Origin of the sequence: Streptomyces sp. NPDC021225 (assembly GCF_044332865.1) — a bacterium.
In the GTDB taxonomy this organism is placed as follows: Bacteria; Actinomycetota; Actinomycetes; order Streptomycetales; family Streptomycetaceae; genus Streptomyces.
The window spans coordinates 465,705-487,786 of sequence record NZ_JBIRPV010000002.1 but is presented as its reverse complement, the minus strand read 5'-3'; the positions used below and the strand labels follow the sequence as shown (position 1 = coordinate 487,786).

The 22,082-nt window shown below is 72.3% G+C and carries 18 protein-coding genes and 1 pseudogene; 12 read left to right on the top strand and 7 right to left on the bottom strand.

Annotated features, from left to right (window positions below; genetic code table 11):
• Positions 1 to 38: 38 nt before the first annotated feature.
• Positions 39 to 734 (top strand): annotated as a pseudogene (locus ACH4S9_RS10340) (DUF6542 domain-containing protein); the annotation flags it as partial.
• A 22-nt stretch (positions 735 to 756) separates the two neighbouring features.
• On the opposite strand, the gene ppgK reads toward ACH4S9_RS10340, so the two are convergent.
• On the bottom strand, positions 757 to 1,653 hold the full coding sequence (ppgK, locus tag ACH4S9_RS10335; protein WP_311727541.1) for a polyphosphate--glucose phosphotransferase: 897 nt from the start codon (positions 1,651 to 1,653) through the stop codon (positions 757 to 759).
• Positions 1,654 to 1,692: 39 nt separating this feature from the next.
• Complete coding sequence (locus tag ACH4S9_RS10330; RefSeq protein ID WP_311727540.1) at positions 1,693 to 2,703, bottom strand: 4-hydroxy-3-methylbut-2-enyl diphosphate reductase; 1,011 nt, start codon at positions 2,701 to 2,703, stop codon at positions 1,693 to 1,695.
• Positions 2,704 to 2,767: 64 nt separating this feature from the next.
• On the opposite strand from ACH4S9_RS10330, the gene xseA reads away from it, so the two are divergent.
• The 3 genes from xseA to ACH4S9_RS10315 all read left to right on the top strand — a co-directional run bounded on the left by xseA (position 2,768) and on the right by ACH4S9_RS10315 (position 5,005).
• Positions 2,768 to 3,988 (top strand): exodeoxyribonuclease VII large subunit, encoded by a 1,221-nt coding sequence (gene xseA / locus ACH4S9_RS10325; protein WP_311727539.1) that lies wholly within the window; start codon positions 2,768 to 2,770, stop codon positions 3,986 to 3,988.
• Positions 3,989 to 3,998: 10 nt separating this feature from the next.
• Positions 3,999 to 4,280, top strand: a complete 282-nt coding sequence (locus ACH4S9_RS10320; RefSeq protein ID WP_311727538.1) for an exodeoxyribonuclease VII small subunit — start codon at positions 3,999 to 4,001, stop codon at positions 4,278 to 4,280.
• A gap of 134 nt (positions 4,281 to 4,414) precedes the next feature.
• Entirely contained in the window at positions 4,415 to 5,005 is a 591-nt protein-coding gene (locus ACH4S9_RS10315; protein WP_311727537.1) for a malonic semialdehyde reductase, read from the top strand.
• An 84-nt stretch (positions 5,006 to 5,089) separates the two neighbouring features.
• Here the strand turns inward: ACH4S9_RS10315 and ACH4S9_RS10310 are convergent, their stop codons facing one another.
• Complete coding sequence (locus ACH4S9_RS10310; RefSeq protein ID WP_398371819.1) at positions 5,090 to 5,632, bottom strand: DUF4245 domain-containing protein; 543 nt, start codon at positions 5,630 to 5,632, stop codon at positions 5,090 to 5,092.
• Between the two features lie 171 nt (positions 5,633 to 5,803).
• Here ACH4S9_RS10310 and glpX point away from each other — a divergent pair, with 171 nt between their 5' ends.
• Positions 5,804 to 6,835, top strand: coding sequence for a class II fructose-bisphosphatase (gene glpX, locus ACH4S9_RS10305; protein ID WP_311727536.1), 1,032 nt, complete (start codon positions 5,804 to 5,806; stop codon positions 6,833 to 6,835).
• 69 nt (positions 6,836 to 6,904) lie between these two features.
• Here glpX and ACH4S9_RS10300 read toward each other — a convergent pair whose 3' ends face one another.
• Together ACH4S9_RS10300 and ACH4S9_RS10295 are read right to left on the bottom strand one after the other, a co-directional pair.
• Complete coding sequence (locus ACH4S9_RS10300) at positions 6,905 to 7,261, bottom strand: WhiB family transcriptional regulator (RefSeq protein ID WP_311727535.1); 357 nt, start codon at positions 7,259 to 7,261, stop codon at positions 6,905 to 6,907.
• Positions 7,262 to 7,410: 149 nt separating this feature from the next.
• Positions 7,411 to 8,067 carry a DUF1707 domain-containing protein gene (locus ACH4S9_RS10295; RefSeq protein ID WP_311727534.1) on the bottom strand — a complete coding sequence of 219 codons (657 nt, stop codon included), beginning with the start codon at positions 8,065 to 8,067 and terminating at the stop codon, positions 7,411 to 7,413.
• 211 nt (positions 8,068 to 8,278) lie between these two features.
• On the opposite strand from ACH4S9_RS10295, the gene ACH4S9_RS10290 reads away from it, so the two are divergent.
• Positions 8,279 to 9,964 (top strand): fumarate hydratase, encoded by a 1,686-nt coding sequence (locus tag ACH4S9_RS10290; RefSeq protein ID WP_398371075.1) that lies wholly within the window; start codon positions 8,279 to 8,281, stop codon positions 9,962 to 9,964.
• Between the two features lie 22 nt (positions 9,965 to 9,986).
• Here the strand turns inward: ACH4S9_RS10290 and ACH4S9_RS10285 are convergent, their stop codons facing one another.
• Positions 9,987 to 11,030: a chitinase gene (locus ACH4S9_RS10285; protein WP_385340446.1), complete on the bottom strand. Its 1,044-nt coding sequence runs from the start codon at positions 11,028 to 11,030 to the stop codon at positions 9,987 to 9,989.
• 340 nt (positions 11,031 to 11,370) lie between these two features.
• Here ACH4S9_RS10285 and ACH4S9_RS10280 point away from each other — a divergent pair, with 340 nt between their 5' ends.
• The 6 genes from ACH4S9_RS10280 to ACH4S9_RS10255 all read left to right on the top strand — a co-directional run bounded on the left by ACH4S9_RS10280 (position 11,371) and on the right by ACH4S9_RS10255 (position 19,687).
• The gene (locus ACH4S9_RS10280; RefSeq protein WP_385340448.1) at positions 11,371 to 11,748 is read left to right on the top strand and encodes a hypothetical protein; all 378 of its coding nucleotides are present in this window, start codon (positions 11,371 to 11,373) and stop codon (positions 11,746 to 11,748) included.
• A gap of 110 nt (positions 11,749 to 11,858) precedes the next feature.
• Positions 11,859 to 13,991 (top strand): bifunctional polysaccharide deacetylase/glycosyltransferase family 2 protein, encoded by a 2,133-nt coding sequence (locus ACH4S9_RS10275; RefSeq protein ID WP_358845252.1) that lies wholly within the window; start codon positions 11,859 to 11,861, stop codon positions 13,989 to 13,991.
• A 99-nt stretch (positions 13,992 to 14,090) separates the two neighbouring features.
• A complete protein-coding gene (locus ACH4S9_RS10270; protein ID WP_398371072.1) occupies positions 14,091 to 15,482 on the top strand; it encodes a class II fumarate hydratase in 1,392 nt (463 codons plus the stop codon).
• Positions 15,483 to 15,539: 57 nt separating this feature from the next.
• Complete coding sequence (locus ACH4S9_RS10265) at positions 15,540 to 16,253, top strand: DUF402 domain-containing protein (RefSeq protein WP_358845253.1); 714 nt, start codon at positions 15,540 to 15,542, stop codon at positions 16,251 to 16,253.
• A gap of 263 nt (positions 16,254 to 16,516) precedes the next feature.
• The gene (locus ACH4S9_RS10260; RefSeq protein WP_311727680.1) at positions 16,517 to 17,179 is read left to right on the top strand and encodes a class I SAM-dependent methyltransferase; all 663 of its coding nucleotides are present in this window, start codon (positions 16,517 to 16,519) and stop codon (positions 17,177 to 17,179) included.
• A gap of 57 nt (positions 17,180 to 17,236) precedes the next feature.
• On the top strand, positions 17,237 to 19,687 hold the full coding sequence (locus tag ACH4S9_RS10255; protein ID WP_358845254.1) for a SpoIIE family protein phosphatase: 2,451 nt from the start codon (positions 17,237 to 17,239) through the stop codon (positions 19,685 to 19,687).
• Between the two features lie 80 nt (positions 19,688 to 19,767).
• On the opposite strand, the gene ACH4S9_RS10250 is transcribed toward ACH4S9_RS10255, so the two are convergent.
• Positions 19,768 to 22,038, bottom strand: a complete 2,271-nt coding sequence (locus ACH4S9_RS10250; RefSeq protein ID WP_385340453.1) for a transglycosylase domain-containing protein — start codon at positions 22,036 to 22,038, stop codon at positions 19,768 to 19,770.
• Positions 22,039 to 22,082: the final 44 nt, after the last annotated feature.

The following is a 22,082-nucleotide window of genomic DNA, read 5'->3' as shown; positions in this document are numbered from 1 at the left end:
AGAATGTGACGACAGGGACGAGGCCCGCTGCGGGGCCGATGCACCAGTCTACGGGGCCGCCCCGTGTCACCCGGCCGGACCGACAATCGGTCGAACACACTGCCAAGGTCCTGCGAAGGGCGTGTCCAACGCCGGATTCCCGCCGCCCGTCGACCTACGTTGGTCGGGTGGAGCCATACAGCACCCGTACGCCGCGCCGCTCTTACGCCGCCCCGCCGCCCCGCCCCGCGGCGGACGACGACGCGGACGACAGGAACGCGGGCAGGAACGCGGGCAGGGACCGGCACAAAGGCGGGGCGGGAGAGGCGAAGCGGCGCGTGCCGTCGTCCGCCGCCGCCGCGCCGCGGCGGCGCGGGCCGGGCATCGGGCCGGCCGTGCGGCGCGCGGTGGCCGGGCTGCGCTATCCCACCCCGCGCCTGACCGGCTTCGGCGCGGGTCTGCTGGCCACCGTCGCCCTGCTGACCTTCGGGTGCCTGGACGCGCTGCTGTTCTCCGCCTCCACCACCGCCTACGGCACGGTCTTTCTGCTGGTGTCCACGGCGTGCGGGCTGTGGGTGCGCCCGGCGGACCTGGCGGCGGCGCCGGTCGGGGCGCCGATCGCGTTCACGTTCGGGCTGCTGCCGATCAACGACGGGTCGGAGGGCCTGGCCGGGCAGGCGATGGGCGTCTTCACCTCACTGGCGCTGAACGCCGGCTGGCTCTACGCCGGAACTCTGCTGGCCTCGCTGATCGTCCTGGCGCGCAAGGGCGCCATGGTCAGCCGGCGGAACCAGCGGCATCAGTGGGAGCGGCAGCGGAGCCGGGATCCCCGGCCGGACCGGCCGTCGCGGCCCGGGCGGCCATCGCGGCCCCCACGATCCCCGCGTTGTTCTGAAGCTGCGCAGGCACGATCTCGGCCTTGATCCCCTCGATCAGCGGCAGGAACTTCTCCGACTTGCGGCTCACCCCGCCGCCGATCACAAACAGCTCGGGCGAGAACAGCATCTCCACGTGCTCCAGGTACTTCTGCACCCGGTGCGCCCACTGGTGCCAGGTCAGGCCGTGGTCGTCCTTGACCTTGGTCGAGGCCCGCTTCTCCGCCTCGTGGCCGCTCAGCTCCAGATGGCCCAGCTCGGTGTTGGGCACCAGGCGCCCGCCGGTGAAGACCGCGCTGCCGATGCCGGTCCCGAAGGTGAGCAGGATGACCGTGCCCGTACGGCCGCGCCCGGCGCCGAAGGTCATCTCCGCGACGCCGGCCGCGTCCGCGTCGTTGAGGACCGTCACCGGACACCCGAGCCGCTCGCCGAGCAGCGCCGCCGTGTCGACGTCGATCCAGCTCTTGTCGACGTTCGCGGCGGTGCGCGTCGTACCGCTGGTCACCACGCCCGGGAAGGTCACCCCGACCGGCCGCCCGCTCCAGTTGAAGGAGTCGACGACCTCCCGGACCCGGTCGGCGACCGCGTCGGGCGTGGACGGCTGCGGGGTCAGGACCTTGAAGCGCTCCTCGGCCAGGTCCCCGCGCACCAGGTCCACCGGGGCGCCCTTGATGCCCGAGCCCCCAATGTCCACGCCCAGGACATGGCCCGTGAGGTGGCCGGAACCCTCCGGCCGGGCGGCGGAGGCTGTCGGCTGGGACTGAGGCTGCGACTGCGGTGCGGAGTGCGTCGATTGCATGGTCAGAAGGCTAGAGGGTGGAGCCGCCGGATGGGCCGCTCACGCGTCCCGGGAGGGGGCCGCCGGGGTGGCGTCCGCCGCCGCGGCCGCGGCCTCGGACCTCAGGTCGCGGCGCAGCTCCTTGGGCAGCGAGAAGGTCAGGCTCTCCCGCATCGGCTGGACGACCTCGACATCTCCGAAGCCGCGCTCGGCCAGCCACTCCAGCACGCCCTCGACCAGCACGTCCGGCACCGAGGCGCCCGAGGTCACGCCGACCGTCGTCACGCCCTCCAGCCAGGCCTCGTCGATCTCGCTGGCGAAGTCGACCAGGTGGCCGTCCTTGGCGCCGGCGCCGAGGGCGACCTCGACCAGCCGCACCGAGTTGGAGGAGTTCTTGGAGCCGACGACGATCACCAGGTCGGCCTCGGCGGCGACCTGCTTGATCGCGATCTGGCGGTTCTGCGTGGCGTAGCAGATGTCGTCGCTGGGCGGGCTGACGAGCCCCGGGAACCGCTGCTTGAGCGCGTCCACGGTCTCCATCGTCTCGTCGACGGAGAGCGTGGTCTGGGACAGCCAGACGACCTTGGACTCGTCGCGGACCTGGATGTTCTCCACATCCTTCGGGCCGTCGACGAGGGTGATGTGGTCGGGCGCCTCGCCGCTGGTGCCGATGACCTCCTCGTGGCCCTCGTGGCCGATCAGGAGGATGTCGTAGTCCTCCTTGGCGAACCGGACCGCTTCCTTGTGGACCTTGGTGACCAGCGGGCAGGTCGCGTCGATGGTGGCGAGCCGGCGCTGCCGCGCCTCCTCGTGGACGACGGGCGCGACGCCGTGGGCCGAGAAGATCACGATGGATCCCTCGGGCACCTCCTCCGTCTCGTCGACGAAGATCGCGCCCTTCTTCTCGAGGGTCTGCACGACGTACTTGTTGTGGACGATCTCCTTGCGCACGTAGATCGGCGCCCCGTACTGCTCCAGGGCCTTCTCGACGGCGATTACGGCACGGTCCACGCCGGCGCAGTAGCCCCGGGGGGCCGCGAGCAGGACCCGGCGGGCTGTCGTTGCGGTCATGTTCACCATGGTAGGGGGCCGTGGACCCGGGTCATTGTCGGCGGCGGCCGATACGCTCCCGCACATGGCTGTCAACACATCCGCTGAGGCGCCGATCCCGGTCGGCGAGGTGTCCCGGCTGATCGGGGGATGGATCGACCGGCTCGGGGCGGTGTGGGTCGAGGGGCAGATCACCCAGCTGTCCCGGCGCCCGGGCGCCGGGGTGGTGTTTCTGACCCTGCGCGACCCCTCGTACGACATCTCGCTCACCGTCACCTGCTTCCGCGCCGTCTTCGACAAGGTCGCGGATACGGTCACCGAGGGCGCGCGGGTGGTGGTGCTCGCCAAGCCGGAGTGGTACGCGCCGCGCGGCCAGCTGTCCCTGCGGGCCACCGAGATCCGGCCGGTCGGGGTCGGGGAGCTGCTGGCCCGGCTGGAGCTGCTGAAGAAGTCGCTGGCGGCGGAGGGCCTTTTCGCGGCCGAGCGCAAGAAGCCGCTGCCCTTTCTGCCGCAGCTGATAGGGCTGGTCTGCGGGCGGGCCTCGGCGGCCGAGCGCGATGTGCTGGAGAACGCGCGGCTGCGCTGGCCCGCGGTCCGCTTCGAGGTGCGCAATGTCGCCGTGCAGGGCGTCCACGCCGTGCCCCAGGTGATCGAGGCGGTCCAGGAGCTGGACGCGCTGCCGGAGGTGGACGTGATCATCGTGGCGCGCGGCGGCGGCAGCGTGGAGGATCTGCTGCCGTTCTCCGACGAGCAGCTGGTGCGGGCCGTGGCGGCCTGCGCCACCCCGGTGGTCTCGGCGATCGGGCACGAGCCGGACTCGCCGCTGCTGGACCTGGTCGCCGATCTGCGCGCCTCCACGCCCACCGACGCGGCCAAGAAGATCGTGCCGGACGTGGGCGAGGAGCTGGTGCGGATCCAGCAGCTGCGCGAGCGCGGGCTGCGCAGCGTGCGCGGTCTGCTGGACCGGGAGGAGCGGGGGCTCGCGGCGGCCCTGGCGCGCCCGTGCCTGCGCCAGCCGCAGCGCATGGTGGACGAGCGGGCCGAGCAGGTCTCGGGGCTGCTGGACCGCGGCCGGCGCTGCCTCGGGCATCTGCTGGACCGGGCGGAGTCGGAGCTGACGCACACCCACGCCCGGGTGGTGGCGCTCTCCCCCGCCGCGACGCTGCGGCGCGGCTATGCGGTGCTCCAGCACGCGGACGGGTCGGTGGTGCGGGCCGCGGCCGAGGTGAGCGCGGACGAGGAGCTCCGGGCCCGGGTCGCCGAGGGCGAGTTCGCGGTTCGCGCCGTTGTCAGCCCCCCTGAATAGGCTGTGCGGTATGGCGAAGACGGATCAGAAGGCCACGAAGGCCGCCGGGAGCGCGGCCGAGGCGTCCACGCTCGGATATGAGCAGGCGCGGGACGAGCTGGTCGAGGTGGTGCGCCGCCTGGAGGCCGGCGGTACGACCTTGGAGGAGTCGCTCGCCCTGTGGGAGCGGGGCGAGGAGCTGGCGAAGGTCTGCCGCCGCTGGCTGGAGGGCGCCCGCGCCCGGCTGGACGCGGCGCTGGCCGAGACGGCGGACGCGGGCCAGGGCGGGGGCGAGGGGGACGGCGAGGGCTGACGGGCGAGCCGACGCGATCAGTCGCTGTGATTCGGAGCACCCCGCCCGCGATTTAGTTGAATGTTAACCTAAATCGCGTATGGTGGGGCTCCGTAAGCACCACCCCCACAGCAAGCAGAAGGTTGCGCACGACCATGTCTCTCGCCCTCGACCCCACCGCCCAGGACCTCCTCTTCCGCGAGGCCCACACCGCCAACACCTTCACCGACGAGCCGGTGTCCGACGAGCAGGTCCAGGCGATCTACGACCTGATCAAGTACGCCCCCACGGCGTTCAACCAGTCGCCCCTGCGCGTCGTGCTGGTCCGCTCGGCCGAGGCCCGTGAGCGCCTGGTCCCGCACATGTCCGAGGGCAACCGGGCCAAGACCGCCACCGCCCCGCTGGTCGCGATCCTGGCCGCGGACAACGAGTTCCACGAGGAGCTCCCCACCCTCTTCCCGGCCTTCCCCCAGGCCAAGGACCTCTTCTTCGCCGAGCGCGCCGCCCGTGAGCAGGCCGCGGCGATGAACGCCTCGCTCCAGGCCGGCTACTTCATCCTGGGCATCCGCGCCGCCGGTCTGGCCGCCGGCCCGATGACGGGCTTCGACCCGGCCGGGGTGCGCAAGGAGTTCCTGGACGACGACCACACCCCGCTGATGATCATCAACATCGGCAAGCCGGGCGAGAACGCCTCGTTCCCGCGCGGCCCCCGGCTCCCCTACGACGAGGTCGTCACCACGGTGTGACCTCTCCGGACCGCCCCGCTCCCCCCGGCGGGGCACCGCCGCCGCCCCGCTCCCCCCGCGGGGCGGCGCGCCCGGCCGCCGCGCTCAGCCCTTGTCCGTGTTGAGCGCGGCGGCCATTTCCGTCAGCTGCCCGAACGTCGCCGTGCCGGTGACCACCGTGGTCGCGCCCGGCTCCGCGTGCACCAGGGCGTTGTACTTGTCGCCCTCGTAGCGGACCCACTCCCTGCCGTCGATCCGCTCCGTCCGGTCCGTCTTCGTCGCCCGCTGGGTGACATCAGCGATGAACGGCCCCGCCTTGGTGTCGCTCTGCTCCACCGCGACGTACTCCTCGTCCGGGGTGAGGAAGCCGAGGTGCCAGACCGTGTCGCCCTCCGCCTGCGCGAGCTTCACCGGCCCGTACGTCACCGAGGTCGCGCGCCAGCCCTTGGGCAGGCTGCCGGGCTCCGGCGCGGCCACCGGGTACGGCGCCGCGCGCCGGGCGGTGATCAGCTCTACCCTGTAGTCGACCGTCTTCAGCGGATTCTTGCTGTCGTCGTGCGGAATGGCGAAGACGTAAATGAGTGCCGCGAAGGCGCCTATCGCCGCCAGCGACAGCACCATGTCCCGCACCGTCTCTTTGCCTCGCATACCTGCCACGCCCCCTATCGTCCCTCATGGCCGCCGTGCTCATGCGTGGGGCCCTCTGCTCACATTCGCAATCAGCGGATACTGTGATTTTCGGGGGGCTGTCCACAGCTCCCGCACCAAGTACAAAACACCCTCACATCCGGCCGTCGCCGTACAGAAAGGTGCGATCCGATGACCGAGCATCATCTCCCGTCCCAGCTGGAAGTCAGCCCCGAAGCGCCCGACCGCAACCTGGCCCTGGAACTCGTCCGGGTCACCGAGGCCGGCGCCATGGCCTCCGGCCGCTGGGTGGGACGCGGCGACAAGAACGGCGCCGACGGAGCCGCCGTCAAAGCCATGCGCTCCCTCGTCCACACCGTGTCCATGAACGGTGTCGTGGTGATCGGCGAAGGCGAGAAGGACGAAGCGCCCATGCTCTTCAACGGAGAGCGGGTGGGCGACGGGACCGGCCCGGAGTGCGACGTGGCCGTGGACCCGGTGGACGGCACCACGCTCACCGCCAAGGGCATGGCGAACGCGGTGTCCGTCCTGGCGGTCGCCGAGCGCGGCACCATGTTCGACCCGTCCGCGGTCTTCTACATGAACAAGCTGGCCACCGGCCCCGAGGCGGCCGAGTTCGTCGACATCACGGCGCCCGTGGGCGTCAACATCCGCCGGATCGCGAAAGCGAAGAAGTCCAGCCCCGAGGACGTCACGGTGGTCGTGCTCGACCGCCCCCGGCACGAGAACATCGTCAAGGAGATCCGGGAGGCGGGCGCCCGGATCAAGTTCATCTCCGACGGCGACGTGGCCGGCGCGATCATGGCCGCGCGCGAGGGCGCCGGCGCGGATCTGCTGCTCGGCATCGGCGGTACGCCGGAGGGCATCATCGCGGCCTGCGCGATCAAGTGCCTGGGCGGCACCATCCAGGCCCAGCTGTGGCCCAAGGACGACGAGGAGCGGCAGCGCGCCATCGACGCGGGCCATGACCTCGACCAGGTGCTGGAGACGGACGACCTGGTCAGGGGCGACAACGTGTTCTTCGTGGCCACCGGCATCACCGACGGCGATCTGCTGCGCGGGGTGCGGTACCGCGCGGAGACCGCGACCACCCAGTCGCTGGTGATGCGCTCCAAGTCGGGGACCATCCGGCAGATCGACTCGGTCCACCGGCTGTCCAAGCTGCGCGCCTACGCCGCGGTCGACTTCGACCGCGCGCGCTAGCGGGCATGCACTCGCGGGCGGGCCCCTCCTCCCCGGTGGGGCCCGGCCGCGTGGTTTCTCAGGTCTCGGTCAGCCGGCGGCGGCCACCCGGACGGTGCGCTGGAGCTCCGCCTCGCGGCGCCGCCGGCGGGCCAGCACGACCCGGCGCTCGGCCGCGGTCAGCCCGCCCCACACCCCGTACGGCTCGGGCTGGAGCAGGGCGTGCTCGCGGCACTCGACCATGACCGGGCAGCGCGCACAGACGCGCTTGGCGGCCTCTTCCCGCGACAGCCGCGCAGCCGTGGGCTCCTTCGAAGGAGCGAAGAACAGCCCGGCCTCGTCCCGGCGGCACACAGCCTCCGAGTGCCAGGGGCCTGCCTGATCCCGAGCGGGACTGCGCTGCGGGGGCACGGCGGCGTCCAGCAGGGGCTGATGCGGTTGCAGCACGGTCTACTCCTGACGACGGCTCCGGTGGTCACCCTTGCCCGCCTGGCCCGCACGGCCCCTTGACACCCCCATCAGCCGTACGAGAGACGATGCACCAAGCCTTACCCGCTGTGCGCGTGCTTATGCACACCGTTGCCCCTGCCGGAAATTCAATATGAACGTAGGTTCTTCAGCCGTTTTCCGCGCTTGCGCTTGACCTCGGCACCGCCGAAGAAGGCGAATCCCCGCACCACGATGACCGGGGCCTCCGGGTCCGGCGCCTCGTATGTCTTGATGTCGAATCCACCGAAAATGCCCCCGCCGTCGCCGCGGACCGTGACGTTTTCCGGGACCTTGATCTCGACTCCGCCGAAGATGGCGGAGACGTCGATGACGATCTCCCGATGCTCGAACAGCGCCTCGGTCAGGTCGATTTCGACGCCACCGAAGATCGCCAGGACCCGGGTGGTGCGCCTGACCCGCCAACGGCCCTTGCGCGCCGCGCCGCCGAAGATCGCCGTCAGGTTGTCGGAGGCGGGCAGGGCCCGGGCCCCGTACGGCTGCCCCGGCGCCGGGACGGCGGCCCGGCCGCTCGCCGCGGGCGAGGGCAGATCGCGGACCAGGGGCTCCAGTTCGCCGACGGTCTTGGCCCGGTAGACCGCGTCGATCCGCTCGGCGTGCTCTTCGGGGTCGAGCCTGCCCTCGGCCAGCGCCTCGCGCAGAACGTCCGCGATCCGGTCGCGATCCGCGTCCGAGGCCCGCAGCTCCGCGGCGGGCACGGGGGCGGGCGCGGTCTTCGTCAATGGCACCGGCTGTTGGTCAGTCACGTGACCAGAGTACCCAGTCGCGATACATCGCGACTAGGGGTCGTGGCGACTCGACGGACGGAGTCCGGCGGACGGAGTCCGGCGGACGGAGCTCGACGGACGGAGTCCGTATGCCCGACCTCACAGGTTCGGGCGCCCGGCCCCGTTCTACGCTGGTGTCCGCTGTCGACGAAGTCAGCCGTAGCCCCGTCGAGTGAGGAATGGCCACGCCATGCCCCCTGTCTCCCAACCCGCCCGCCCTGCGTTCGCCTATTCGGACCTGCTGCCCCTGGGCGAGGACACCACGCCGTACCGCCTGGTGACCGCCGAGGGCGTGAGCACCTTCGAGGCCGACGGGCGTACGTTCCTCAAGGTCGAGCCGGAGGCGCTGCGCAAGCTCGCGGCCGAGGCGATGCACGACATCTCGCACTATCTGCGCCCCGCCCACCTCGCCCAGCTGCGCCGCATCCTGGACGACCCCGAGGCCAGCCCCAACGACCGCTTCGTCGCGCTGGACCTGCTGAAGAACGCCAACATCGCGGCCGCGGGCGTGCTCCCGATGTGCCAGGACACCGGCACCGCCATCGTGATGGGCAAGCGCGGGCAGAACGTGCTGACCGAGGGCGGCGACGAGGAGTCCCTGTCGCGCGGCGTCTACGACGCGTACACCAAGCTCAATCTGCGCTACTCCCAGATGGCCCCGCTGACCATGTGGGAGGAGAAGAACACCGGCTCCAACCTCCCCGCCCAGATCGAGCTGTACGCGACCGACGGCGGCGCGTACAAGTTCCTCTTCATGGCCAAGGGCGGCGGCTCGGCCAACAAGTCCTTCCTGTACCAGGAGACGAAGGCGGTCCTCAACGAGGGCTCGATGATGAAGTTCCTGGAGGAGAAGATCCGCTCGCTGGGCACCGCGGCCTGCCCGCCGTACCACCTGGCGATCGTCGTCGGCGGCACCAGCGCGGAGTACGCGCTCAAGACCGCGAAGTACGCCTCGGCGCACTACCTGGACGAGCTGCCCACCGAGGGCTCCCCGACCGGCCACGGCTTCCGCGACAAGGAGCTGGAGGAGAAGGTCTTCGAGCTGACGCAGCGGATCGGGATCGGCGCGCAGTTCGGCGGCAAGTACTTCTGCCATGACGTGCGGGTGGTCCGGCTGCCCCGGCACGGCGCGTCCTGCCCGGTGGCCATCGCGGTCTCCTGCTCCGCCGACCGCCAGGCGCTGGCGAAGATCACGCCCGAGGGCGTCTTCCTGGAGCAGTTGGAGACCGATCCGGCCAAGTACCTGCCGGAGACCACCGACGAGCACCTGTCGGACGACGACGTGGTGCGCATCGACCTCAACCGCCCGATGGACGAGATCCGGGCGGAGCTGACCAGGTACCCGGTCAAGACCCGGCTCTCGCTCAGCGGCCCGCTCGTGGTCGCCCGCGACATCGCGCACGCGAAGATCAAGGAGCGGCTGGACGCGGGCGAGGAGATGCCGCAGTACCTGCGCGACCACGCCGTCTACTACGCGGGCCCGGCCAAGACCCCCGAGGGCTACGCCTCCGGCTCCTTCGGGCCGACGACAGCGGGCCGCATGGACGCGTACGTCGAGCAGTTCCAGGCGGCCGGCGGCTCGCACGTCATGCTGGCGAAGGGGAACCGCTCCCGGCAGGTCACCGAGGCCTGCCAGGCGCACGGCGGCTTCTACCTCGGCTCGATCGGCGGCCCGGCGGCGCGGCTGGCCCAGGACTGCATCAAGAAGGTGGAGGTCCTGGAGTACGCGGAGCTGGGCATGGAGGCGGTCTGGAAGATCGAGGTCGAGGACTTCCCTGCGTTCGTCGTGGTCGACGACAAGGGGAACGACTTCTTCACCGACCCGGGCCCGTCCCAGCCGTTCGTCACCAGCATCCCGGTGCGGCCGCAGGGCTGATCCACGCGAGGCCGGACCCGCTCTAGCCGGCCAGCAACGACTCGAACGCCCCCGGGCGCTGGGCCACGCCGCTACAGGCGGGGTCCGGCCCGGGGGCGTTGTCGCGTGCGGGGCAGGGACGGTCGCGCTCCGCGGACCACATGGACAGCCGGCCGATCCCCTTGGCCGCCGCGAACCGGGCGAGACCGGCGGCGTCCTCGAGCGTGAAGACCTCGCCCGAGACGTCGTTGACGCCGATCATCGGGGTCACGGCGAGCGCCTTCCAGGCCGCGGCCGCGGAGAGGCCGAGGACGCCGCGGATCCGGCCGTGGGCGTTGATGGCGGCCTGGACGGCGTACCGGCCCATGTTTCCGGTGTGCTCGCCGCCGTAGTTCATGGCCATGATGTTCACGCCCGAGACGGCGACGCCCTGGGCCCTGGCGTTGGCGAGCAGGGCGCTGCCGTCGTCGGTCAGGCCGTACGGCATGGCGGGCAGGGTGAACGAGACGTCCAGGCCCGGCCGGACGCGCTGGAGCAGCGCGATGGCCCGCGCCCGGCGGGTGGCGGAGACGGGGTCGGCGAGGGCGGCGCCCTCGATGTCGAAGTCGGCCTTGGTGAAGCCGTAACGGTCGATCACCGCGGCGTAGACGGTGACGAGTTGGCCCACGCCGGGGCAGGCCGCGGCCAGCTCCGGCCCGGTGGCGCCGCCGAAGGAGACCCGTACGTCGCCCCCGGCCCGGCGTACGGCGGCGATCCGGGCCGCCAGTGCCCGGTCGGCCAGCGGGATCCCGCCGTCCCACACCGGGGCGCAGCCCGCGCCCGCGATGACGAAGCCCAGGGTGAACTCCTTGACGCCGCGCGCCGCGGCCGCGGTCATGTCGTATCCGGAGGCCGCCCAGGCGCTGACGTACGGCGCCAGCGGTACATCGGCGTGGCCGCGGGCAACAGCGGGTGCGGGCGGGCGCGCGGGCGGGGAGGCGGGCCGCGGGAGTGGCCGCTCGCCACCGGCCCAGACGGCGACGGCCGCGCAGACCGCCGCGGCGAGCGCGGTGCGGCCACCCAGGCGTGGGGTGGATCTGGCCCTCACGCGAATGTCTCTCCCCTCCAGTCTCAGGACTCGCCTCCGGGGCGCCTCAGCCCCTGTCGACAGTCGACCGTGCTCGGCCCTTCGCGCGGCGGAGCCGCATATCGATTGCAGCCTCAGGGCCTCCGCGCGCTCTCCCTTTCACAGTGACATCAGCGCCTCCGGCGCGGGCGGCGCGCCCCTTCAGCTCACTCCCCGCCCGGTACGGGGCTCCGGGCCTGGCCGAGTGCTCCATCGGCCGCCGTTCAAAGCTCGCACACCGGATGAACCGTCATGAGCTATGACACACCGCGTCGTTTACCTATATGCGGAAAATCCTATTTGCTGCATTAGCCTCTCGCTCATGCACCCACAGTCAGACGTGGCCGAGCGCGCTCCGGCGCGCCTCCTCGCCGCGGACGGGGCCACGGCGGGGCCCGTGTTCGTGGACCTCTCCGGGCGCCGCGCCCGCCTGTTGCGGCACGCGGGCCTGGTCGCGGGGGCCGCCGTCCTCGGCTACACCGCTCTCCTGGGAGCGGGGTTCTCGGGCAGCACCACCCTCGCCCCCGACACCCTGGTCCCCGGCAGCGGCGCCACCGCCGCCCCGGCCGCCCGGGACGGCAAGGGCACCCGGGACGGCAAGGACGCCCGGCGCGGCCACCACCCGCCCCACAAGCCCCCGGCCATGGCCGGAGCTGCCTCCCGGCACGCCGGCCGCCCGGCCGGGGCCGAGGCGCGATGAACGGCGGCAGACAGCCGAGGCTGCCTCGCCCGCGCCGCCGCCGGCCCCCGGCGGCCGAGCCCCCGCCACGGCCGCAGCCGCAGCGGGCTCCCCGCCGCACCGTGTCCCGGATGGCCGCAGCCGGGCGGCACGCCGTCCCCCGGCTGCGGCTGGTGCTCGGGGTGGCCACACTGGTCGCGGTGGTCTGCGGGATGCTGCTGGACGGCTATCTGCACGCCGAGGTCGGCAACGACGCCCGGGTGCACCGGACACTCCGCGCCGATCACGTCCCCGACCGGGTCCGCACCGGAGGCCCGGTGCTCGCCTTCGATGACCGCGGCAGGCCCACCGGCCACCGCATCCCGGCCCGGACCATCGCGCTGACCTTCGACGACGGCCCCGACCCGCGCTGGACCCCGGAGATCCTGAAGGTGCTGCGCGACCACGACGTGCCGGGCACCTTCTTCGTGCTCGGCCAGATGGTGGTCCGCCACCCCGGCCTGGTGCGCCGGGTGCGGGCCGCCGGCCACGAGATCGGCGTGCACACCTTCACCCACTCGGACCTCGCCTACCAGGACCGCGGCCGGGTGGACCGCGAGCTGGCGCAGTCCCAGGTGGCCCTGGCCGGCGCGGCCGGCATCACCAGCTCGCTGTTCCGCGCCCCGTACGCCTCGACGCTCGGCGCGCTCGACGACCTGCTCTGGCCGGTCCAGCGGTATCTGGGCGACCGCGGCTACATCAGCGCGTTCATCGACGTCGACAGCCAGGACTGGAAGCGCCCGCCGGTCGAAAGGATCATCCGCAACGCCACCCCGAAGGCCGGAAAGGGCGCCGCCGTGCTCTTCCACGACGCGGGCGGCGACCGCTCGCGGACCGTCCGGGCGCTGGGGACGTACATCGAGCGGATGAAGGCGAAGGGCTACACCTTCACCACGGTCACCGGGGCGCTCGGCGCCGGGACCGCCGTCCACCCGGCCGACGGCTCGCGCGTCTGGCAGGGCCGGGCCCTGATCTGGGCCGCGGCGCTCACCCATTTCGCCATGCCGGGGCTGGCCTGGCTGCTGGCCGTGGTGGGTCTCGCGGTGATCGCGCGGCTGCTGATGATGCTGGTGCTCGCGTGGTGGCACCGGCGCGCCCGCGACCGGCGGCGCTTCACCTGGGGCCGGACGGTGGAGGAGCGGGTGAGCGTGATCGTGCCCGCGTACAACGAGAAGGAGTGCATCGCCAACACGGTGAACTCGCTGGCCGCCAGCACCCATCCGATCGAGATCCTGGTCGTGGACGACGGCTCGACCGACGGCACCGGCGACATCGTGACGGCCCTGGGCCTGCCGAACGTACGGGTGCTGCGGCAGGAGAACGCGGGCAAGGCCGCCGCGCTCAACCACGGCATCGCCGAGGCCCGCTACGACCTGATCGTGATGATGGACGGCGACACCGTCTTCGAACCCGGCACCGTGCACGAGCTGGTCCGGCCCTTCGCCGACCCGGGCGTCGGCGCGGTCGCGGGCAACGCCAAGGTCGGCAACCGCGCCGGGCTGATCGGCGCCTGGCAGCACATCGAGTACGTGATGGGCTTCAACCTCGACCGCCGGATGTACGACCTGCTGCGCTGCATGCCCACCATCCCCGGGGCCATCGGCGCCTTCCGCCGCCGCGCCGTGCTGGAGGCGGGCGGCATGAGCGCCGACACCCTGGCCGAGGACACCGACATCACGATCGCCCTGCACCGGGCCGGCTGGCGGGTCGTCTACCAGGACAGCGCCCACGCCTGGACCGAGGCGCCCAGCACGGTGGCCCAGCTGTGGCGGCAGCGCTACCGCTGGAGCTACGGCACCATGCAGGCGCTGTGGAAGCACCGCCGCTCGCTGGTCGACCATGGCCCCTCCGGGCGCTTCGGCCGGGTCGGGATGCCACTGGTGGTCCTCTTCCAGGTGGTCGCACCGCTGTGCGCGCCGCTGATCGACCTGTTCACGCTGTACGGGGTGGTCTTCCTCGACCCGGTGAAGTCGCTGCTGGCCTGGTGGGCCCTGGTGCTGCTCCAGCTGCTCGCCGCGGCGTACGCCTTCCGGCTGGACCGCGAGCGGTACGGGCCGCTGCTGGCGCTGCCGCTCCAGCAGATCGCCTACCGGCAGCTGATGTACCTGGTGCTGCTGCACTCCTGTGTCACGGCGGCGTCCGGGGCGCTGCTGCCGTGGCAGAAGCTGCGGCGCACCGGCGAGGTGGACCCACCCCGCACCCCCACCCCCGAACCCGTACGCTGACCGCTCCCCGGGGACGGTGCGGGACAGGGGAAAGATCACCCCCTGGCCGGGAACACGGCGGGGCAGGCGGGTGCTGTCGGGAGTGGAGGTGGGTCCGTCATGACCGACGAGAAGTACCGCATCGAGCACGATTCCATGGGTGAGGTGCGGGTCCCGGCGCACGCCAAGTGGCGTGCCCAGACCCAGCGGGCGGTGGAGAACTTCCCCGTCAGCGGGCAGCGCCTGGAGCGCGCACACATCGAGGCGCTGGCGCGCATCAAGGCCGCGGCCGCCACCGTGAACGCCACGCTCGGCGTGGTCGACGCCGAGGTCGCGCAGGCCATCGCGGACGCCGCGGCCCAGGTCGCCGAGGGCCGCTGGGACGACCACTTCCCCGTCGACGTCTTCCAGACCGGCTCGGGCACCTCCTCCAACATGAACATGAACGAGGTGCTGGCCACCCTCGCGAGCGAGCGCCTTGGCCGCGACGTCCACCCCAACGACCACGTCAACGCCAGCCAGTCGTCCAACGACGTGTTCCCCTCCTCCATCCACATCGCGGCCACCGCAGCCGTCACCGCCGACCTGATCCCCGCGCTCGACCACCTCGCCGCGGCGCTGGAGCGCAAGGCGGCGGAGTTCGCGGAGGTGGTCAAGGCGGGCCGTACGCACCTCATGGACGCCACGCCGGTGACGCTGGGCCAGGAGTTCGGCGGATACGCCGCCCAGGTCCGCTACGGCGTCGAGCGGCTGCGCGCCGCGCTGCCCCGGCTGGCCGAACTGCCGCTGGGCGGCACCGCCGTGGGCACCGGCATCAACACCCCGCCCGGCTTCTCCGCCGCCGTCATCGCCGAGCTGGCCCGCGCCACCGGGCTGCCGCTCACCGAGGCCCGTAACCACTTCGAGGCGCAGGGCGCGCGCGACGGCCTGGTGGAGACCTCCGGCCAGCTGCGCACCCTCGCGGTCTCCCTCACCAAGATCGCAAACGATCTGCGCTGGATGGCCTCCGGGCCGCGCACCGGGCTGGCCGAGATCGCCCTGCCCGATCTCCAGCCCGGCTCCTCGATCATGCCGGGGAAGGTGAACCCGGTGATCCCCGAGGCGGTGCTCATGGTGGCCGCCCAGGTCACCGGCAACGACGCGACCGTGGCCTGGGCCGGGGCGGCCGGAAACTTCGAGCTGAATGTGATGCTCCCGGTCATCGCCAAGAACCTGCTGGAGTCCGTCCGACTGCTGGCGGCCGCCTCCCGGCTGCTGGCGGACCGCACGGTCGACGGGATCACCGCCAACGCGGAGCGCGCCCGCGAGTACGCGGAGTCCTCCCCCTCCGTCGTCACCCCCCTCAACCGCTACATCGGCTACGAGGAGGCGGCGAAGGTGGCCAAGAGGTCGCTGGCCGAGCGGAAGACCATCCGGGAGGTGGTCCTGGAGTCCGGGTACGTGGAGCGGGGGCTGCTGACCCTCGAGCAGCTGGACGAAGCCCTCGATGTCTTGGGGATGACCCACCCGTAACGCGGTGTTGCGGTATAGGTCACGGCGTGGTGCCGCCCGCCCACCTAAGATCTGCTCATGACAGCGGACATCGTGGAGACGACGGGGACGGCACACACCGCTCGATGGGCGCGGGGGGACCACATCCTGTGGCGCTACCGCGCCAACGCCGCCGACAGCATCCACATCTGCCGCCCCGTGACCGTGGTCCAGGACACCGCGAAGCTGCTCGCCGTCTGGCTCGCCCCCGGCACCTCCTGTGTCAAGCCGCAGCTGACCGACGGCACCTCGCTCCACCACGAGCCGCTGTCCACCCGCTACACCAAGCCGCGCACCACCGCGCTGTCCACCTGGCTGGGCACCGGCGTCCTCAAGCTCGCCCGGCCCGGGGACCCGTGGTCGGTGTGGCTGTTCTGGGAGCGTGACTGGCGCTTCAAGAACTGGTACGTGAACCTGGAGGAGCCGCGGCTGCGCTGGAGCGGCGGCATCGACTCGGAGGACCACTTCCTGGACATCGCGGTCTACCCGGACCGCAGCTGGGAATGGAAGGACGAGGACGAGTTCGCGCAGGCCCAGCGCGACGGCCTGATGTCCCCCGAGCAGGCGGAGCGCGTACGGGCCGCGGGGCGGGCCGCCGTCGGTCTCATCGAATCCTGGGGAGCGCCGTTCCGGGAGGGCTGGGAGGACTGGCGTCCTGACCCGGCGTGGACCGTGCCCGAACTGCCGGCGGACTGGCGACGGCCGGCTGTCCGTACCGACCGGTATCGCACGTCGGCGCACTCGAGGCCATGAACCTCTTGCTGTGCCCCTGTGTTTCAAACGTAGGATCGTCGTCCGGAAGACTGCACTCACGAAAACGGGACAGCGGCGCAACTCAAGATTGAGGCGTGGCATCTGACGCGGTCACAGGAGGGGGCGGAGGCGTGAGCGATGAGGGAGGTCGGCACGTCCACGGCGGGGCGGGCGACGGAGGGGCGGTGACCGTGACGGGGAGCGCCGGCTCGGAAGACGCCGACTATGCCGACGACTACGAGGGGTTCGAGGACTTCGACCGGCTGGCGCTGGACCGCAGCGGGCAGGCGGAGGCCTTCGACGCCATCGGCGACCGCTACGACGAGGCGTTTCCGCACAAGGACGGCCAGCTCACGGCCGGCCGCTGGCTGGCCGGCGCCCTCGCGCCCGGCTCCCGCGTGCTCGACGTCGGCTGTGGCACGGGACTGCCCACGGCCCGTCAGCTCGCCGACGCCGGACACCAGGTGGTCGGCATCGACATCTCCCCCGGCATGCTCAAGCTGGCCCGGCACAACATCCCGGCCGCCACCTTCCACCTGACGGACATCGTCGACCTGCGGGCCGGCGGCCGCTACGGGCCGGGCGGCTCGCGCGACCTCGGCGAGTTCGACGCCGTCGTCGCGTTCTTCTCGCTGCTGATGCTGCCGCGCCCGGAGATCCCGTACGCGCTGCGGGCGCTGCGCGGGCTGCTGAGACCGGGCGGGCTGCTGGCCCTGGCCATGGTCGAGGCGGACATCGACGACTTCGCAATCCCGTTCCTGGGCAACTCGGTGCGGGTATCCGGTTACCTGCGGGAAGAACTGCGGCGGGTCGTGCAGGACGCGGGCTTCGAGATCACCGGGGAGGACTCGCACTCGTACGCCCCGGCCAGCACGGACGTACCACCGGAGATCCAGCTCTATCTGCACTGCCGACGACGTGTCTGACACTCGGTGCGCCCGGACGAACAGGGCGCATGGCCCCGGACGGATGGAAACCCACGCGTGACGGAGCACCCCACCTCCCACAACGAGCGGCAGGCCACCAGCCCTGCCGCCGCCTCGGGCGCGCATACGCCCGAGGACGCGCACGGCGCGGTCCCGGACCCGCGGACCGCCGTGCGCCGAGCCGACGCCCCCGGCCAGGAGCCGGGCGGCGGGCGGCCTCGTCCGGCCTTTCCCGCGGCCGAGTCGGCCGGCGGCCCCGTCTCCGGCCAGGCCCGGGACAACACCCCGGGCCGGGGTGTCGTCGCGGGCGGGGACGGCGCCCAGGACCGCGGCGACGACGCCTCGCGCCATACGAGGAGACGCGGCCGTGCCGCGGATCCCGGCGGCGGTGCGGCGGGCGGCGAGTCGGCCAACGAGGCGGTAAACGAGCACCCGGCGCAGCCGGAGCACGGCACACCGGAGGGCGAACCAGTGTGGGACGCGGACCGCAACGCCGCCAGGGGCGCGGCACACGGGCCCGGAGCGCGGGACGGCGCTCCCGGCCCCGGCGCCGAGCCCCCGGCCGCCGGGGGCGGCACGGGCGGGCGGCCAGGGCGTGACGCCCGGGGAGCCACCCGGCGCGGCGCGGCCGCGGGCGAACACCCCCCGGCCGGGGTGGGTGACGCCCGGGCCGCGGCCGAGGTGGGCTACGGCACGCCCGAGGGCGGGGTGCCGGCGGTGCCCGCGGTCCCGGCTGTTCCCGCGGTGCCGCCGGGGGGCGGCCCCGTGGCCGCCGAGGCGGCCGCCGCGCGGGACCGGGGCGGTGACCGGCTGCGGTTCGTCGGGGCGGCGACCCGCCGGATCGCGCGCGGCATCGACCTGGACGAGATCGTGCTGGGCCTGTGCCGGGCCACCGTGCCGACCTTCGCCGACGCGATCCTGGTCTATCTGCGCGACCCGCTCCCGGTCGGCGACGAGCGCCCGGTCGGCCCGGTCGTGCTGCGGCTGCGCCGCACCGACCGCATCCCGCTGGACCCGGACACCGAGAGCGGGCGGCTGCCGCTGCTGCCCTCGCAGCCGGATCTGTCGCCCGCCGTGGGCGGCGGCCCGGCGGCCGAGCTGTGCGAGGTGGAGGCGGGCGGTCCGCTGAACGAGGTGCTGCGCGGGGTGCGGCCGGTCTTCGGCGACTCCTCGGCGGCCCGGGCCGCGCTGCCCGAACTGCTGGGCGAGAACACGTCGGTGGCCACGGGCCAGCGCACGGTCCTGGCGCCGCTGCGGGGGCGGCGCCGGGTGATCGGCGCCGCTGTGTTCGTACGCCGCCCGGACCGGCCGCCGTTCGAGCCGGACGATCTGCTGGTCGCCGCCCAGCTGGCCACGCACACCGCGCTCGGCGTCGACAAGGCGGTGCTGTACGGCCGCGAGGTGTACATCGCCGACGAGCTTCAGCGCACCATGCTGCCCGACTCGCTGCCGCAGCCCACCGGCGTGCGGCTGGCCAGCCGCTATCTCCCGGCCGCCGAGACCGCGCGGGTCGGCGGCGACTGGTACGACGCGATCCCGCTGCCGGGCAACCGCGTCGCGCTGGTGGTCGGCGATGTGATGGGCCACTCCATGACCTCGGCCGCCATCATGGGCCAGTTGCGCACCACCGCGCAGACCCTGGCCGGGCTCGACCTGCCGCCGCAGGAGGTGCTGCACCACCTCGACGAGCAGGCGCAGCGGCTGGGCACCGACCGCATGGCCACCTGCCTGTACGCGGTCTACGACCCGGTCGCGCACCGCATCGTGGTGGCCAACGCGGGCCATCCGCCGCCCCTGCTGCTGCACCGCGGCGGACGCGCGGAGGTGCTGCGGGTGCCGCCGGGCGCGCCGATCGGGGTCGGCGGCGTCGACTTCGAGGCGGTCGAGCTGGACGCGCCCGCGGGCGCCACCCTCATGCTCTACACCGACGGCCTGGTCGAGTCGCGGATGCGGGACGTGTGGACCGGGATCGAGCAGCTCCGCGAGCGCCTGACGGCGACCGCCCGGCTCACCGGCCCCAACCCGCCGCCGCTGGAGCCGCTGTGCGACGAGGTGCTGGACATGCTCGGCCCGGGCGACCGGGACGACGATGTGGCACTGCTGGCGGCCCGCTTCGAGGGGATCGCGCCGAGCGATGTCGCCTACTGGTTCCTGGATCCCAAGGCGCAGACGGCCGGACAGGCGCGCCGGCTGGCGCGGCGGGCGCTGGCCCGGTGGGACCTGGAGGATCTGACCGACGCGGTGGAGCTGCTGGTGAGTGAGGTGATCACCAATGCCGTGCGGTACGCGGAGCGGCCGGTGACGCTGCGGCTGCTGCGGACGGACGTGCTGCGCTGCGAGGTCGGGGACGATGTCCCGCAGCTGCCGCGGCTGCGCCAGGCACGCCCGTCCGACGAGGGCGGGCGCGGGCTGTACCTGGTCAACCGGATGGCGCGGCGGTGGGGCGCGACGCGGCTGAGCACGGGCAAGGTCGTGTGGTTCGAGCTGGCGATGCCACCGCGGTCCTGAGACGCGCGGCACACGCGGCGGCGGGCGGGGCCTTCTCGGCCCCGCCCGCCGTCGCGTATCGGATGATCCCGGTGTGGGGGTCAGCCGTGCTTCTTGCTCGGGCCCGTACTGCCGCCGTGGAAGCCGCGGGTGTCCACGGAGGGCGAGGTGGGCGGGGTCGTCGGCGGCGTGGTGGTGTCGGTCGACGACTCGCCGCCGGAGCTCGGGGGCGTCGTCGGCGGGGTGGTGGGCGCGGACGAGGAGGCCGTCGGGCTCTCGTCCGTGGGCGGGGCCGAGGTCGTCGGGTCCGCCGACTCACTGGCGGACGAGGAGGCGGCGGAGCTGCTGCTCGGCGGCGGCGGGACGGCCGCGCCCATGTCGGTGTCCAGGTCGAACTTGGCGGTCCCCTCGCCGTCGAGCGCCGACCCCATGTACGCGGCCCAGATCTGGGCCGGGAAGCCACCGCCGTTGACGCGCCCGCCGCCGGCGGTGCCGGTCAGCGTCACCTGCTTGCCGCCCTGGCCCTCGCCGAACATGCCGACCGAGGTGACCAGGTCCGGGGTGTAGCCGGTGAACCAGGCGGACTTGTTGTCGTCGGAGGTGCCGGTCTTGCCCGCGACGGCCTGGCCCTTCTGCTTGACGGCCGAGCCGGTGCCCTGGTCGACCACGCCGGTCATGACGGAGGTCACGGAGTCCGCCGCGGTGCGGCTGATCACCTCGTCGCCGGTGGTGTCGGGAAGTTCGACGGTCCGGTCGCCCTTCTCCGCCGACTTCAGGATGGTGGGAGTGACCTTCTTGCCGTGGTTGTCGAGGGTGGCGTAGACCCCGGCCATGTCCTTGGGGCTGGCGCCCATGACGCCCAGCGACATCGCGGGGGCCACGTCGAAGCCGCCCGCCTTGGCGTTCATGCCCAGGTCGGTGGCGGTCTTCTTGACCTTGCTCAGGCCGACGTCCACCGCCATCTGCGCGAAGACCGAGTTGACGGAGTTGTTCATCGCGGTCTGGACGGTGATCCGGCCGTAGTCCCTGTTGTCCTCGTTCGGCGGCGCGAACCCGACCTCGCCGCCGTCCTGGCCCTTGACCGGCCGCTTGCTGTCGCCGTCGTAGACGGTGTTGGCCCGGATCGGGGTGCCGTCCTCGGTGGTGGATTCGTTCTCCAGCGCGGAGGCGAGGATGAGCGGCTTGAAGGTCGAGGCGGGCTGGTAGTCCGCGCGGGTGGCGTTGTTGGTCCAGTGCTTGGTGGCGCCCGCGCCGCCGTACATCGCCACGATCGCGCCGTTCTTCGGGTTCACCGAGACCGCGCCGACCTGGGCGTGCTTGTCGACGGTGCGCGCCTTCGGCTTGAGCTTGTCGGTCAGCTGGGTGCGGACCGCCTTCTCCAGCTCCTGCTGCTTCTTCTTGTCGATGTTGAGGGTGATCGTCCAGCCGCCGGCCGCGAGTTCGTCCTCGCTCACCCCGGACTTGGCCAGCTCCTGCTTGGCGAGCTCGACGAAGTAGCCCGCCTGGCCGTCGACGCCGGGGGTGGGGCGGGGGTCGTCGGGAACGGGGAACTTCAGGCCCGCGCGCTCGCCCGCGTCCAGCCAGTGCTTCTCGACCATGTTGTCCAGGACGTAGTTCCAGCGCTGCTCGACCAGCCGCTTGCCGTTGGGGCCCGCCACCGAGTAGTCGTACTGGCTGGGGGCCTGGAGCACCGCGGCGAGGTAGGCGCCCTGCGCCACGGTGAGCTTCTCGACGTCCTTGTTGTAGTACGCGCGGGCGGCCGCCTGGATGCCGTACGCGCTGCGCCCGTAGTAGCTGGTGTTGATGTACCCCGCGAGGATGTCGTCCTTGGACTCCTGCTGGTCGACCTTGAGGGAGATCACCAGCTCCTTCAGCTTGCGGCTGACGGTCTGTTCCTGGCTGAGGTAGTAGTTCTTGACGTACTGCTGGGTGATGGTCGAGCCGCCCTGCTTGCCCCGGCCCAGCAGCGTGTTGATCATGCCGCGCGCGGTGCCCGTGAACGAGACGCCGGGGTCGCTGTAGAAGTCCTTGTTCTCGGCGGCGACAAAGGTGTGCTGCACCTCTTTGGGGATCTTCGACAGCGGTACGGACTCACGGTTGATCTTGCCCGTCTTGGCCATGATGCTGCCGTCGCTGTACTTGTAGACGTTGGCCTCCGCCGTGGCCAGGGCGTTGGCGTTGGGTACGTCGACCCAGAAGTAGAGCACGATGAAGGCGCCGATGAGCAGCAGTCCCATCGAGAGGAAGTAGCCCAGCACCATCTTCCAGGTGAAGAAGCGGCGTATACCGGTCTTCTTACCGGCCTTCTTGCCACCCTTCCCGGCTCTGCGAGCGCTTTTCTGCCGCGCCCGCCGCTCTTCGGCTCTGCCCATCTCTCCCGCCGCTCCCGCCGCTCCCGTACGTCAGCCCCCAACTC

Bases quoted from the DNA above. Each gene is read 5' to 3' on its own strand.
- ACH4S9_RS10280 (WP_385340448.1), top strand. From the start codon at position 11,371: ATGCACCCACAGTCAGACGTGGCCGAGCGCGCTCCGGCGCGCCTCCTC.
- xseA (WP_311727539.1), top strand. From the start codon at position 2,768: ATGGCTGTCAACACATCCGCTGAGGCGCCGATCCCGGTCGGCGAGGTG.
- ACH4S9_RS10320 (WP_311727538.1), top strand. From the start codon at position 3,999: ATGGCGAAGACGGATCAGAAGGCCACGAAGGCCGCCGGGAGCGCGGCC.
- ACH4S9_RS10290 (WP_398371075.1), top strand. From the start codon at position 8,279: ATGCCCCCTGTCTCCCAACCCGCCCGCCCTGCGTTCGCCTATTCGGAC.
- ACH4S9_RS10265 (WP_358845253.1), top strand. From the start codon at position 15,540: ATGACAGCGGACATCGTGGAGACGACGGGGACGGCACACACCGCTCGA.
- ACH4S9_RS10310 (WP_398371819.1), bottom strand. From the start codon at position 5,632: ATGCGAGGCAAAGAGACGGTGCGGGACATGGTGCTGTCGCTGGCGGCG.
- ppgK (WP_311727541.1), bottom strand. From the start codon at position 1,653: ATGCAATCGACGCACTCCGCACCGCAGTCGCAGCCTCAGTCCCAGCCG.
- ACH4S9_RS10330 (WP_311727540.1), bottom strand. From the start codon at position 2,703: ATGACCGCAACGACAGCCCGCCGGGTCCTGCTCGCGGCCCCCCGGGGC.
- ACH4S9_RS10250 (WP_385340453.1), bottom strand. From the start codon at position 22,038: ATGGGCAGAGCCGAAGAGCGGCGGGCGCGGCAGAAAAGCGCTCGCAGA.
- glpX (WP_311727536.1), top strand. From the start codon at position 5,804: ATGACCGAGCATCATCTCCCGTCCCAGCTGGAAGTCAGCCCCGAAGCG.
- ACH4S9_RS10275 (WP_358845252.1), top strand. From the start codon at position 11,859: ATGGCCGCAGCCGGGCGGCACGCCGTCCCCCGGCTGCGGCTGGTGCTC.
- ACH4S9_RS10270 (WP_398371072.1), top strand. From the start codon at position 14,091: ATGACCGACGAGAAGTACCGCATCGAGCACGATTCCATGGGTGAGGTG.
- ACH4S9_RS10315 (WP_311727537.1), top strand. From the start codon at position 4,415: ATGTCTCTCGCCCTCGACCCCACCGCCCAGGACCTCCTCTTCCGCGAG.